The organism is Falsiroseomonas sp. RANM36, assembly GCF_056682175.1.
Genome location: NZ_JBWXTD010000006.1, coordinates 156,201 through 169,731, shown reverse-complemented (window position 1 = coordinate 169,731; position 13,531 = coordinate 156,201). Strand labels below are relative to the sequence as shown.

The window sequence follows — 13,531 nt, the reverse complement described above, 5'->3', positions numbered from 1 at the left end:
GGCTCCCCCCACTGCGCGCCGGGCGGCGGGGTTACCTCCGCCGCCGCCCGGGCCACCCCCTTCTCCCCCCCCCCCCCCCCCGCCGCGCCCCGCGCGGCCGAGATGGGATGCGACGCGCTGCTGAAGGGCACGCAGGTGGACGGCGTGTATTCCGCCGATCCGCGCAAGAACCCGAAGGCCGAGCGCTACGTCACGCTGACCTATCTCGACATGCTGGCCCGCGACCTGGCGGTGATGGACGCCGCTGCGATCAGCCTGGCGCGGGAGAACAAGCTGCCGATCATCGTGTTCAACATCCACGAGCCCGGCGCCTTCACGGCGGTGATGAAGGGCGAAGGCCGCTTCACCACGGTCGTGGATCTCTGAGCGAGGAGGGACGGGACGATGCCCGCCGATTTTCCGAAGCTGAAGGCGGACCTGCAGCGCCGCATGGACGGCGCGATGGACACGCTGAAGAAGGAGTTCGCCGGCCTGCGCACCGGCCGGGCCAGCCCCGCCCTGCTCGAGCCGATCCGCGTCGAGGCCTATGGCACCAACCAGCCGCTGAACCAGGTGGCCAACATCTCGATCGCCGGGCCCGGCCTGCTCTCGGTGCAGGTCTTCGACCGGTCCATCACCAAGCAGGTGGAGGTCGCGATCCGCGATTCCGGCCTCGGGCTGAACCCGATGGCCGAGGGCCAGGTGATCCGCGTCCCCCTGCCGCCGCTGACCCAGGAACGCCGGAACGAGCTGGCGAAGACCGCCGCCAAATATGCCGAGGCCGCGCGCGTCGCGACCCGCGCCGTCCGCCGGGACGGGATGGAGACGGTCAAGGGCTGGGAGAAGGACAAGAAGTCCGAGGCCAGCCAGGACGACGTCAAGCGCTGGAGCGACGAGGTACAGAAGATGACCGATTCGCACATCAAGCAGATCGACGCCGCGCTCGCCGAGAAGGAAAAGGATATCCGGACGAGCTGAGTCCGACCCGGGAAGGACCTCGATGGACGGTATGAGCGCGGCCGCCACGGCCACGACGAAGGTGGCCCCGGCGGCCGTGCCGCAGGCGGCCGACCGGCCCGGCGTGCCGCAGCATGTCGGGATCATCATGGACGGCAATGGCCGCTGGGCCGCGGCCCGGGGCATGCCGCGCGCAATGGGTCACAAGGCCGGCGCCGAGGCGGCGCGCCGCGTGGTGGAAGCCGCGGGGGAGGCCGGGATCGGCTGGCTCACCCTGTTCGCCTTTTCCTCCGAGAACTGGCAGCGCCCGGCCGAGGAGGTGCGCGACCTGACCGCGCTCATGCGCCACTATTTGGCGACCGAGGTGGACCGGCTGGCGAAGGAAGGGGTGCGGCTGCGCATCATCGGCGAGCGCGACCGCTTCGGCCCCGACACGGTGCGCGCGATCGCCCGCGCCGAGCAGGTGACGGCGGGCGGGACGCGGCTGAACCTGACCGTCGCGCTCTCCTATGGCGGGCGGGCGGAGATCGCCGCCGCCGCGCGCGAGATCGCCCGGCGCGCCGCCGCCGGCACGCTCGACCCCGAGACGGTGGATGAGCGGGTCTTCGAGGGCTTCCTCGGCACCGCGGGCATGCCTGACCCCGACCTCATCATCCGCACCTCCGGCGAGAAGCGGATCTCCAACTTCCTGCTGTGGCAGGCCGCCTATGCCGAGTTCGTCTTCCAGGACGTGCTCTGGCCGGACTACGGCGCGCCGCATCTCGGGGCGGCGCTCGGCGACTTCGCCCGGCGCGAGCGGCGCTATGGCGCGCGCGCGGCCTGAACCGGAGCCGGGGTGAGCGATCCGCCGCCGGCGGGAACGGCGCAGCAGACCGCGGTCGGGACGGCCGCCGCCGCCATCGCCGAAGCCGCCGTGACCGATGCGGCGGCGCGCGCCAAGCGCTGGGGCGACCTGCGCAAGCGCGCGCTGTCCGCCATGGTGCTGGGGCCGATGGCGCTGGCCTGCATCTGGCTCGGCGCCGAGGCCTTCACCGGCATGATGGCGCTGGCCGTCGCGCTGCTGGCCTGGGAATGGGTGCATCTCTGCGGCCGGCGCATCCGGGTGCTGCCGGGCATGGCGGTGCCGGTGGCGGTGTTCCTGGCCGGTGCGCTCGCGGTGCAGGACCATGCGCGGTGGGCGCTGGTGGTGCTCGGCCTGGGCTTCGCGGTGACCTGGTGGTTCGCCCACCGCATGGCCGAGACGCTGACCCAGCCGGCGCTGCGGCTCGCCCTCGGCGTGCTCTATATCGGCCTCGCGGGCATCGCGCTGATCGAGCTCCGGCACGACGGCTGGGCCGGGCGGGCCAATGTGTTCTTCCTCTTCCTGGTCGTCTGGGCCTCCGACATCGGCGCCTACATGGCCGGGCGGATGCTGGGCGGGCCGAAGCTCTGGCCGGCTGTCTCGCCGAACAAGACCTGGTCGGGCGCGGCGGGCGGGCTGGCGGCGGCGCTGCTGGTCGGGCTCGGGGTGGCATTGGCCTTCGATCCCGGCCCGCGCATCCTGCCGGTGCTGGCGGTGGCGGCCCTGCTCGGCGTAGCCTCGCAGGCAGGTGACCTGCTCGAGAGCGCGATCAAGCGGCATTTCCACGTGAAGGACAGCTCGCATCTCATTCCCGGCCATGGCGGCCTGCTCGACCGTCTGGACGGGCTGCTGGCGGCTGCGCCGGTCGCCGCCCTGGTCTCCTTCGCCCTCGGCTATGGCCGGCTGCTGTGGGACTGGGGCTGAGCATGGCCCCGCGCAGCGTCAGCATCCTCGGCAGCACCGGCTCGATCGGGCGGTCCACCATGGCCCTGATCGAGGCCGCGCCGCCCGGCGCCTTCCGGATCGAGGCGCTGGTGGCCAACCAGGATGTCGCGACGCTCGCCGCCCAGGCCGTGCGCTTCGGCGCGCGCCGGGCGGTGGTGGCGGACCCGGCGGCCTATGCCGCGCTGAAGGCCGCGCTCGGCGGGCAGGGCATCGCGCTCGCGGCCGGGCCGGACGCGGTGGTCGAGGCCGCGGCCTTGCCGGCCGACTGGACCATGGCCGCGATCGTCGGCGCGGCGGGGCTGCGCTCCACTCTGGCGGCGCTGTCGCGCGGCGGCACGCTGGCGCTGGCCAACAAGGAGAGCCTGGTCTGCGCCGCCGAGCTCGTGCTGGCCGAGGCGCAGGCAGGCGGCGCGACGCTGCTGCCGGTGGATTCCGAGCACAACGCCGTGTTCCAGTGCCTGATGGGCTGCGCGCCCGAGGCTGTGGAGAAGGTGATCCTCACCGCCTCCGGCGGGCCCTTCCGCGACTGGCCGCTCGAGCGCATGGCGCGCGTCACGCCCGAGCAGGCGCTCAAGCACCCCACCTGGTCGATGGGGGCCAAGATCTCGATCGACAGCGCCACCATGATGAACAAGGGGCTGGAGGTGATCGAGGCGGCGCGGCTGTTCGCCCTGCCGCCCGACCGGATCGAGGTGCTGGTGCATCCGCAATCGGCGGTGCATGGCATGGTGCAATACGCCGATGGCTCGCTGCTGGCGCAGCTCGGCACGCCCGACATGCGCACCCCGATCGCCCATGCCCTGGCCTGGCCGGCACGGATGGCGGCGGAGATCCCGCGGCTCGACCTTGCGATGCTGGCAAGGCTCGACTTCTTCGCCCCCGACCCGCTGCGCTTCCCGGCGCTGCGCCTGGCGCGCGAGGCCTTGATGGCGGGGGGCGGGGCCCCAACCATATTGAATGCCGCGAACGAGACGGCCGTCGCGCTGTTCCTGCAGCGGCGGCTCGGCTTCCTCGACATCGCGGCGGTGGTCGAGGAGACGCTGGCGGCGCTCCCGCCCTCGCGCCCGGATGGGCTGGAGGCGATCATCGCCCTCGATCAGGCCGCGCGCGCGGAAGCCTGCCGCCAGGCCGAGGCGCGGGCGGCGACCGTGCAATAGTCACCGGCCGCCAGCGACCGGCCAACCGGAGAGCCCCGTGGATTTCCTTCCCGACCCGTTCCGCACGATCCTGGCCTTCGTGGTCGTGCTCGGCGTGCTCGTCTTCATCCATGAGCTCGGCCACTACCTGGCGGCGCGCTGGCGCGGCGTGCATGTGGAGCGCTTCGCCGTCGGCTTCGGCCGCGCCATCGCGAGCTGGGAGGACAAGCGCGGGACGCAGTGGCGGATCGGCTGGATCCCGCTCGGCGGCTACGTGAAGATGCACGGCCAGGAAACCGCCGAGGAAGCCTCGCCCGAGGTGCAGGCGGCCTGGCGGCCGGGCGAGACCTTCCACGAGAAGCCGGTGCGCGACCGCGCCATCGTGGTCGCCGCCGGCCCGCTGGCCAATTTCGCCCTCGCGGCCGTGCTGTTCGGCATCCTCTTCGCGACGGTCGGCGAGCCGCGCTCCACCACCATGGTCGGCACGGTGCGCGAGGATTCGGCCGCGTCGCGGGCGGGCCTGCTGCCGGGCGACCTGATCGTCGCGCTCGACGGCCGCGAGGTGACCCGCTTCGAGGAGGTGCAGCGCCACATCCAGCCGCGCGCCAACACGCCGGTGCAGATCACCGTGGTGCGCGACGGGCGCGAGCGCGTGCTGACCGCGACGCCGGAAGCGAGCGGCAGCGTCGGCATCCTCGGCGTGGGCGCGACACCGGCCGAGTTCGAGCGGCTGAACCCGCTTGCCGCCGCCTGGGCGGGCGTGACGCAGACCTGGGATGTCAGCGTGCAGACGCTCTCGGCGGTCTGGCAGATGATCACCGGCACGCGCGGCACGGACGACCTCGGCGGGCCGCTCGGCATCGGCAAGATCGCGGGCGATGCGGCCAAGCTCGGCCTGGCGAGCCTGGTCAGCTTCATGGCGGTGCTGTCGGTCAACCTCGCGCTGATCAACCTGTTCCCGATCCCGGTCCTGGATGGGGGCCACCTGGTGTTCTACGCGGCGGAGGCGATTCGCGGCCGGCCGCTGCCGCCCCGCGCGCAGGAGATCGGCTACCGCGCCGGATTCGCGCTGCTGATCACGCTGTTCGTCTTCGCCACCTGGAACGACCTGACGAATCTGGGCGTGTTCCGCTGGGCCGCGGGCCTGTTCGGCTGAGACGCGGCGGCGCGACTCGGCCGTCTCGGGCCGACAGCCGGCGGCGGCCCGAGTCGCGATCCGCGGAACCGGCCCGAAACCTGCGGAAACGCAGCTTGCGCCTTGGCCAGGGTGGCGGGCGGGGGAGCCTTCGGGTAGAGGTGACGGCCGCCTCCAACGCCCCAGGGACCGTCACCTTGGCTGCCATCCGGCTTCTGCTGATCGCCTTGGGCCTGCTCGCTCCGGGCCTGTTCCCGCCGGCCGCCGATGCGCAGCCGCGCCAGCGCGCGACCCCGGCCGCCGCGCCGCGCGGCGACGTGATCCGCGCCGTCGAGGTCAGCGGGAACCAGCGGATCGAGGCGGACACGGTCCGCTCCTACATGCTGATCCAGCCCGGCGACGTCTTCGACGCCGACCGGCTGGACCGTTCGCTGCGCACGCTCTTCGCGACCGGGCTGTTCCGCGATGTGAAGCTCACCCGCCAGGGCGACAGGATCCTGGTGGAGGTGGAGGAGAACCCGGTCGTCAACCGCGTCGCCTTCGAGGGCAACAGCAAGGTCTCCGACGACGTGCTGCGCCCGGAGGTCACGCTGCGCCCGCGCGCCGTGTTCACGCCGCAGCAGGCGCAGGCCGACCGTCGCCGCATCCTCGACCTCTACGCCCGCCGCGGCCGGTTCGGCGCGAGCGTCGAGCCGAAGGTGATCGAGCTCGACCAGAACCGCGTGGATGTCGTCTTCGAGATCGACGAAGGCCCCGCCGCGCTGGTCAGCCGCATCACCTTCGTCGGCAACGCCGCCTTCTCCGACCGCCGGCTGCGCGACGTGATCGCGACGCGCGAGCAGGCCTGGTACCGGCTGCTGTCCAGCTCCGACATCTACGACCCCGAGCGGCTCGCCTTCGACCGCGAGCTGCTGCGCCGCTTCTACCTGCGATCCGGCTACGCCGATGTGCAGGTGACGGGCGCGACGGCCGAACTCTCGCCCGACCGCAGCAGCTTCTTCGTGACCTATACGATCGACGAAGGGCCGCGCTACCGCGTGTCCAAGGTGGACATCGTCTCCAGCCTGCCGGGCATCAACCCGGACCTGCTGCGCCGCAGCCTCCCGATCTCGGTCGGCGACTGGTACGACGGCGAGGCGGTGGAGCGCGCGACCGAGCAGATGGTGGACCTCGCCGGCACGCTCGTTCCCTTCGTGGACGTGACCCCGCGCATCACGCGCAACCGCGAGGACGGCACGGTCGACGTGATCTTCGAGGTGGTGGAAGGGCCGCGCAGCTTCGTCGAGCGCATCGACATCAGCGGCAACACCCGCACCGCCGACCACGTTATCCGCCGCGAGTTCCGCCTCGCGGAAGGCGATCCGCTGAACGCGGCGCAGGTGCGCCGGTCGCGGCAGCGGCTGCGCGACCTCGGCTACTTCAGCAACGTGGACATCCAGGCCGCGCAGGGCTCGCGGCCGGACCGGGCGCTGCTGACCGCCACGGTCGCCGAGCGCGCCACCGGCGAGCTCTCCCTCGGCGGCGGCTTCTCGACCGATGCCGGCTTCCTGCTCGACTTCGGCATCCGCGAACGCAATTTCCTCGGCACCGGCGTGGACACCAGGCTGCAGGCGCTGCTGGCGCAGCGGCGCAGCCAGGTGGACTTCTCGGTGACCGATCCGGCCTTCCTGGACCGCAACCTCGCCGCCGGCTTCGACGCCTTCTACCTGCAGCGCAACCTGCAGGACATCGCCTCCTACTCCGAACGGCGCTACGGCGTGGTGCTGCGCGCCGGCTACGAGTTCAACGAGCGGCTGCGCCAGTCCTGGGCCTACAGCCTGGTGCAACGAAACGTCTTCGACGTGCAGGCCGACGCCAGCCTGCCGATCCAGGAGCAGGAAGGCGAGACGCTGCTCTCGCAGGTCGGCACCACGCTGGCCTACGACGTGCGCGACAGCCGCATCGAGCCGCGCCGGGGCTACCTGATCCGCGTCGGTTCGGATCTCGCGGGCCTCGGCGGCGACGTGCAGTACGTCCGCCTGCGCGGCGACGTCGCCGGCTATGTCCCGCTCGAGCGCGTCCTCGGCGATCCCGACTTCGTGCTGGCGCTGCAGGCCGGCGCGGGCTGGCTGGTGCCCTGGGGCAACGACCCGGAGCGGATCGTGGACCGCTTCTTCCTCGGCGGCGACAACCTGCGCGGCTTCGCCCTGGCCGGCGCCGGCCCGCGCGACCTGCAGGGCAACGATCCGCTCGGCGGCCGCCTGATCTGGACCCAGACCACGGAGCTGCGCTTCCCGCTGCCGCTGCCATCCGAGCTCGGCCTGCTCGGCCGCGCCTTCGTGGATATCGGCTCGCTGTCGGACACGCCCTACAACGGCCCGACCATCGTGGACGACCCGGCGCCGCGCGTCGGCATGGGCGTCGGCATTTCCTGGCGGACGCCGGTGGGGCTGATCAACATCGACATTGCGCAGGCCGTGGTGAAGCAGTCCTACGACCAGACGCAGCTGATCCGCTTCGGCTTCGGCACGCGCTTCTGACATTTATCCGGGGATCTCCGCGATGCGTCTTCGCCACCTGCTGCCCCTTCTGGTCCTGCCCGCGCTGCCGCTGGCCACGCTGCCCGCCGGCGCGCAACAGCAGGGGCAGCAGTGGTTCATTCCAGGCCAGCAGCAGGGTCAGCAGCAGCAGCAGCGACCGCCGCAGCAGCAGCAACAGCAGCAGCAGCGCCCGGCCAACCAGCGCCCGCCGGCGCCGGTGATCGCCATCGTGGACATCCCGGAGGTCCAGCGCCTCTCCGCCGCCTTCAATCAGGTGCGCGAGGAGATCGAGCGCCGCCGCGCGCGGCTGAACGACGACCTGCAACGCGAGCAGGGCCGCTGGCGGGAAGAGCAGCAGGCTTTGGCCGCCGCCCGCGCCACCCTGCCGGCGGAGACGCTGCGGGAGCGGGAGCGGACGCTGCAGGACCGCATCACCGATGCCCAGCGCATCTTCCGGGACCGCAATCGCGCCATCGACGCGGCCGCCCAGGTGGGGTTGCAGCAGCTCGAGCAGGCGATGGGCGCGGTCGTCCGCCAGGTCGCCTCCAGCCGCGGCGTGAACCTCGTGCTGCCGCGCCAGCTTGCCATCCTCAGCGAACCCGGCTTCGACGTGACCGACGAGGTTTCCGCCCAGCTCAACCGCGTGCTGCGCAGCGTGAACCTCCCGGCGGAGGGCGAGATGCCGGCGGCGCCGACGGCCGAGGGCCAGCCGCAGCCCGCCCAGCAGCAGCGCCCGGCGGCGCAGCAGCAGCAGCCGCGGCGGAACTGAGCGGGCGCACGCCGTGGCCGCCGATCCGCGCTTCCATCCCGCCGGCCCGCCCCTCGGGCTCGGCGAGGCCGCCGCGATCGCCGGCGGCGAGCTGCGCGGTGGCGCGCCGGCGAGGCTGGTCTCCGGTGTCGGGCCGCTCGACGGGGCAGGGCCTGAGGCGATCTCCTTCCTCGACAACCGGCGCTATGCCGGTCTTCTCGCCGGGACTCGGGCCGCGGCGGTGGTGCTGGCCGAGGACTTCGCCGGCCGCCTGCCCGAAGGCGTTGCGGCGATCGTCACGGCCCAGCCCTATCTCGGCTTCGCCCGCATCGCCGCACGGCTGCATCCGCGCCCCGCGCCGCGCCCCGGCATCCACCCCAGCGCGGTGGTTGACCCCTCCGCCCGGCTCGGCGCGGGCTGCGAGGTCGGGCCGCTGGCTGTGATCGGCGCCGGGGCCGAGATCGGCGCGGGCTGCGTCATCGGGCCGCATACGGTGGTGGGCGAGGGGGTGGTGCTCGGCGAGGGATGCCGGGTCGGTGCGCATGTCACCGTCAGCCATTGCATCGCCGGCCGCGGCGTCGTGCTGCATCCCGGCTGCCGCGTCGGGCAGGAGGGCTTCGGCTTCGCCGTCACGCCCGAGGGCCGCTTCGAGACGATGCCCCAGCTCGGGCGCGTGATCCTCGGCGACCTCGTCGAGATCGGCGCCAATTCCACCGTGGACCGCGGCAGCCAGGGCGACACGGTGCTCGGCGCGGGCACGCGCCTCGACAACCTGGTGCAGATCGGCCACAACGTGCGGACCGGGCGCGGTTGCGTGATCGTCGCGCAGGTCGGCATTTCGGGCTCCGCCACACTGGGCGACGGGGTGCAGATGGGCGGGCAGTCGGGCCTGACCGGCCACCTCACGCTGGGCGACCGGGTCCGCGTCTCCGCCCAGGCGGGCGTGATGAACGATGTGCCGGCCGGCACCGACGTCGCCGGAACTCCCGCCTGGCCTGCCAAGGACACGCTGCGTGCCATGGCGGCACTCCGCAAGCTCGGCCAGAAGCCGGCGCGGGGCTGATGCCGGGGCAGGCCGAGGGGGAGACACGCGAGGGGGGATGATGGACGCCACCGCCGGGAGCGCCGAGGCCACGCAGGGCAGCGTCGGCGCCTATGACATCGCCCGCATCATGCAGGCGATCCCGCATCGCTTCCCCTTCCTGCTGGTGGACCGCGTGGTGGACATCGTGCCGAACGAATCCGCCGTCGGCATCAAGAACGTCTCGATCAACGAGAACTTCTTCCAGGGTCATTTCCCGCAGCATCCGGTGCTGCCGGGCGTGCTGATCATCGAGAGCATGGCCCAGACCGCCGCGGTGCTGGTGGTGGAGACGCTCGGCCCCTCCGCCGCCGGCAAGCTGGTCTACTTCATGACCGTGGACGGCGCGAAGTTCCGCAAGCCCGTGGTGCCCGGCGACCAGATGCGCGTGCATGTCCGCAAGGAGAAGCAGCGCGGCAACATCTGGAAGTTCACCGCGGAGGCCAAGGTGGACGGCAAGGTGGTGGCCGAAGCCACCTATGCCGCCATGATCCTCGACCGGTAGGCGCCGCTTTGGACCATTCATCCCCCGGCCCCGGCATCTCGCCGGAGGCCATCGTCTCGCCCGCCGCCCATGTGGCGCCGGGTGCCACCATCGCCGCCGGCTGCCGGATCGGCCCGGGCTGCGTGATCGGCCCGGACTGCGTCCTCGAGGAAGGGGTCGAACTCGTCTCCCATGTCGTGCTGGATGGCCGCACCCGGCTCGGCGCCGGGGTGCGCGTTTTCCCCTTTGCCACGATCGGCATGGCCCCGCAGGACCTGAAGTACAAGGGCGAGCCCACCGGCGTGATCGTCGGGGCCCGCACCATGGTGCGCGAGCATGCGACGATCCATCGCGGCAGCGTCGGCGGCGACGGCTGGACGCGCGTGGGCAGCGACTGCCTGATCATGTGCGTCGCCCATATCGGCCATGACTGCCAGGTCGGGAACGGCGTGATCCTGGTCAACAACGTCATGCTCGCCGGCCATGTCGAGATCGGCGACTACGCCGTCGTGCAGGGCGCCGCGGGCATCCAGCAATTCGTGCGCATCGGCCGGATGGCGCTGGTGACCGGCATGGCCGGGGTGGAGCGCAACGTCGTGCCCTTCGGGCGGGTGCGCGGCTATCGCGCGCGCCTCGTCGGCCTGAACACCATCGCGTTGCGCCGCCGCGCCGGGCTGACGAAGGAGAAGGCCCTGGTGGTGGCGCGCGCCGTGCACGATCTCTACGCCGGCAGCCGGCCGGAAGACCAGGTCGCGGCGGTGGCCGCGGCCTACCCGGACAATCCGCAGGTGGCCGAGATCCTCGATTTCGTCCGCAACCGCGGCAAGCACGGTCTCTGCCCCTTCGGTCGCCAGGGCCTCGAAGAGGACGCGGAGCCGACCTGATGCCGGCCGCGGGGCAGGGCGGCACCTTCGGCCTTGTCGCCGGCGGCGGGATCATGCCGCTGCGCATCGCCGATGCCGCGACGAAGGCCGGGCGGCAGGTGTTCTGCATCCTCATCGAGGGCCATGCCCAGCCGGCCGACTTCGCCGCCTATCCGCACCAGGTCGTGCCGCTGACGCAGATCGGGCGCATGGTCGCGCTGCTGAAGGCCCATGGCGTCGGCGACATGGTGCTCGCCGGACGCGTCACGCGCCCTTCGCTCGTCACGATGCGCTTCGACGCGGACGGGCTGCGCTTCATCGCGCGGCTCGGCAAGCGGGCCATGTTCGGCGGCGATGACGGCCTGCTCTCGGCCGTGGTGGCCCTGCTGCGCGAGGAGGGGTTCAATCCCGTCGGCGCGCAGGAGGTGCTCGGCGCGCTGCTGGTGGAACCCGGGCCGCTCGGCGCCGTGCGCCCCGCGCCGCACGCGATGGCCGACATCGTCCGCGGCATCGCGGTGACGCGGGCGCTCGGCGCGGTGGATGTGGGGCAGGGCTGCGTGGTGCAGCAGGGGCTCGTGCTCGGCGTCGAGGCGATCGAGGGCACCGATGCCCTGCTCGCGCGTTGTGGCGGGCTGCGGCGGGACGGCCCCGGCGGGGTCCTGGTGAAGCTCGTGAAGCCGCGCCAGGACCACCGCGTGGACCTGCCCTCGATCGGGGCGGAGACGGTGCGCGGCGCCGCGGCGGCAGGCCTCGCGGGTCTGGCGATCGAAGCCCGCGCGGCAGGTTCCTCGGGCGGCGGCCTGGCCGGGACCCTGGTCGTGGATCGCGCGGAGACGATTTCGGCGGCGGATGCGGCCGGGCTATTCATCCTTGCGATACGGCCTGACGAATTCCTCGCGCAACAGGAGCAGCAGACATGAGCACCGGCAAATTCCTGCACACCATGATCCGCGTCGGCGACCTCGAGCGCAGCGTGAAGTTCTACACCGAGCTGCTGGGTATGAAGGAGCTGCGCCGGCGCGACGTGCCGGACGGCAAATACACCCTCGCCTTCCTCGGCTATGGCGAGGGCAACAAGGAAGGCCAGGGCGAGATCGAGCTGACCTACAACTACGGCGTCGAGACATACGAGCTCGGCAATGCCTTCGGCCATCTCGCGGTCGGCGTGCCGGACGTGGCAGCGGCCTGCGAGAAGGTGCGCGCCGGCGGCGGCAAGGTCACGCGGGAAGCCGGGCCGGTGAAGCACGGCACCACCGTGATCGCCTTCGTCGAGGATCCGGACGGCTACAAGATCGAGCTCATCGAGCGACAGTAGCGGCGGGCGGGCGCCCCCGGCGCGACGCTTCGCCGGCCGTGGCCTCCCTCCTCACCCCCTTCGAGGACGCGCTGGCCGGCGCCGAGGATCTCGGCCGCGCGCTGATCGGGCGCGAGCGCGTGCGGCTTGCCGTCACCGGCCTCTCGCGCGCCGGCAAGACGGTGTTCCTGACATCCCTGGTGGCGAACCTGCTCGCTGCCGGGCAGGGGGCGCGGACGCTGCCGAAGCTGGAGGCGGCGGCGGGCGGGCGGCTGCGCGGCGCGCGCATCGTGCCGGCGGAGACGCAGTCCACCCCGCGCTTCGACGCCAGCGGCCACCTGCTCGCGCTCGCCGCCGATCCGCCGCGCTGGCCGGAACGCACCGACGACCTCTCCACCCTCGAGATCGCGCTGGAGCTCGACCCGCGCTCGCTGCTCGGGCAGGCGCGGGCGATGCTGGCGGGGCCGCGGCGCGTCACGCTGGAACTGCTCGACTATCCCGGCGAGTGGCTGCTCGACCTGCCGATGCTGGCGCAGTCCTACGCGGACTGGTCGCGCGAGACCCTGGCCAGGCTCCGGCGCGGCCGGCGGGCCGAGGCCGCTGCCGCCTTCCTCGGCTTCGTGGACGGGCTGCCGGCGGCGGCGCCGGCCGAGGAATCCCTCGCCCGCCAGGGCTTCGCCCTCTATCGCGACGCGCTGCGCGCCTGCCGCGACGGGCTCGGCTTCCGCTTCCTCCAGCCCGGCCGGGCGCTCAATCCCGGCCCGCGGGGGGAAGCGCCGCTGCTGTGGTTCTTCCCGCTGCCCGAGCGCGTGACGGGTGAGCTCGCCGCGCTGCTGCGCCGGCGCCACGAAGCCTATCTGGAGGACCAGCGCGCCAGCTTCTTCGACCCCTTCTTCCGCCGTTTCCACCGCCAGGCGGTGCTGGTGGATGCGCTCGGCGCGCTGCATGCCGGGGAGGAAGCCTTCGACGACACGGCGGAGGCGCTGGCCGCCGTCGCCGCCAGCCTGCGCGGCGGGCTCGGCCTGTTCGACCTGCTGACCGGCCAGGGCGTGCGGCGCGTCGGCTTCGCCGCGACCAAGGCCGACCATGTGCCGAGCCGGTCGCGCGATGCGCTGCTCGGGCTGCTCGGCGACCTGGTGGGGCGCGATCCCGCCGGGCCCCTCGATGCCGCCACCTCGGTGCATGCAATCGCCGCGATCCGCTGCACCGAGGATGACGTGGCGACGCTGGAGGGACGGCCCGTCGCCGTGGTGCGCGGCGTGCTGATGGAGGGCGGCCTGATGCGCAAGGTCTATCCCGGCGAGGTGCCGCTGCGCCGGCCGGATGCCGCCTTCTGGGAACACGCCTTCTTCGAGATGCCGGTGTTCCAGCCGCCGCGGCTCGACGCCGCCGGCCGGGCGGGCATCCCGCATCTCGGCCTCGATGCGCTGCTGGCAGCGCTGATCGGGGATCTCCTTTGAGGCCCTCAGGCGCCGGGCGCGGCCTCCGGCCGCTTGGCTGCGCGCAGGCCGCAGGCGGTGTTCCGGCGCGCGCCGGCGCTGCGCGGGCC

Annotated in this window: 14 protein-coding genes; all 14 read left to right on the top strand. The window is 72.7% G+C overall.

What is annotated here, in order from left to right:
* On the top strand, nucleotides 1-366 hold a 366-nt coding region (locus AC1MIR_RS22360; RefSeq protein ID WP_480030397.1), incomplete at its 5' end, for an amino acid kinase family protein.
* Nucleotides 367-384: 18 nt separating this feature from the next.
* A complete protein-coding gene (frr, locus tag AC1MIR_RS22355) occupies nucleotides 385-957 on the top strand; it encodes a ribosome recycling factor (protein ID WP_480030396.1) in 573 nt (190 codons plus the stop codon).
* A 31-nt stretch (nucleotides 958-988) separates the two neighbouring features.
* On the top strand, nucleotides 989-1,759 hold the full coding sequence (gene uppS / locus AC1MIR_RS22350; protein ID WP_480030721.1) for a polyprenyl diphosphate synthase: 771 nt from the start codon (nucleotides 989-991) through the stop codon (nucleotides 1,757-1,759).
* A gap of 12 nt (nucleotides 1,760-1,771) precedes the next feature.
* On the top strand, nucleotides 1,772-2,701 hold the full coding sequence (locus tag AC1MIR_RS22345) for a phosphatidate cytidylyltransferase (protein WP_480030395.1): 930 nt from the start codon (nucleotides 1,772-1,774) through the stop codon (nucleotides 2,699-2,701).
* A gap of 2 nt (nucleotides 2,702-2,703) precedes the next feature.
* Nucleotides 2,704-3,879, top strand: coding sequence for a 1-deoxy-D-xylulose-5-phosphate reductoisomerase (gene dxr / locus AC1MIR_RS22340; protein WP_480030394.1), 1,176 nt, complete (start codon nucleotides 2,704-2,706; stop codon nucleotides 3,877-3,879).
* 37 nt (nucleotides 3,880-3,916) lie between these two features.
* Nucleotides 3,917-5,014: an RIP metalloprotease RseP gene (rseP, locus tag AC1MIR_RS22335; RefSeq protein ID WP_480030393.1), complete on the top strand. Its 1,098-nt coding sequence runs from the start codon at nucleotides 3,917-3,919 to the stop codon at nucleotides 5,012-5,014.
* A gap of 176 nt (nucleotides 5,015-5,190) precedes the next feature.
* Nucleotides 5,191-7,512: an outer membrane protein assembly factor BamA gene (bamA, locus tag AC1MIR_RS22330; RefSeq protein ID WP_480030392.1), complete on the top strand. Its 2,322-nt coding sequence runs from the start codon at nucleotides 5,191-5,193 to the stop codon at nucleotides 7,510-7,512.
* Nucleotides 7,513-7,534: 22 nt separating this feature from the next.
* Nucleotides 7,535-8,281, top strand: a complete 747-nt coding sequence (locus tag AC1MIR_RS22325) for an OmpH/Skp family outer membrane protein (protein ID WP_480030391.1) — start codon at nucleotides 7,535-7,537, stop codon at nucleotides 8,279-8,281.
* Nucleotides 8,282-8,294: 13 nt separating this feature from the next.
* Nucleotides 8,295-9,323, top strand: a complete 1,029-nt coding sequence (lpxD, locus tag AC1MIR_RS22320; protein ID WP_480030390.1) for a UDP-3-O-(3-hydroxymyristoyl)glucosamine N-acyltransferase — start codon at nucleotides 8,295-8,297, stop codon at nucleotides 9,321-9,323.
* Between the two features lie 40 nt (nucleotides 9,324-9,363).
* Nucleotides 9,364-9,846 carry a 3-hydroxyacyl-ACP dehydratase FabZ gene (gene fabZ, locus AC1MIR_RS22315; protein WP_480030720.1) on the top strand — a complete coding sequence of 161 codons (483 nt, stop codon included), beginning with the start codon at nucleotides 9,364-9,366 and terminating at the stop codon, nucleotides 9,844-9,846.
* Between the two features lie 8 nt (nucleotides 9,847-9,854).
* A complete protein-coding gene (gene lpxA / locus AC1MIR_RS22310) occupies nucleotides 9,855-10,709 on the top strand; it encodes an acyl-ACP--UDP-N-acetylglucosamine O-acyltransferase (RefSeq protein ID WP_480030389.1) in 855 nt (284 codons plus the stop codon).
* On the top strand, nucleotides 10,709-11,608 hold the full coding sequence (locus AC1MIR_RS22305; protein WP_480030388.1) for an LpxI family protein: 900 nt from the start codon (nucleotides 10,709-10,711) through the stop codon (nucleotides 11,606-11,608). The genes lpxA and AC1MIR_RS22305 overlap by 1 nt, the downstream gene beginning before the upstream one ends.
* Nucleotides 11,605-12,003: a lactoylglutathione lyase gene (gene gloA / locus AC1MIR_RS22300; RefSeq protein WP_480030387.1), complete on the top strand. Its 399-nt coding sequence runs from the start codon at nucleotides 11,605-11,607 to the stop codon at nucleotides 12,001-12,003. Before AC1MIR_RS22305 ends, gloA begins: the two co-directional genes overlap by 4 nt.
* A gap of 38 nt (nucleotides 12,004-12,041) precedes the next feature.
* The gene (locus tag AC1MIR_RS22295) at nucleotides 12,042-13,442 is read left to right on the top strand and encodes a YcjX family protein (protein WP_480030386.1); all 1,401 of its coding nucleotides are present in this window, start codon (nucleotides 12,042-12,044) and stop codon (nucleotides 13,440-13,442) included.
* Nucleotides 13,443-13,531: the final 89 nt, after the last annotated feature.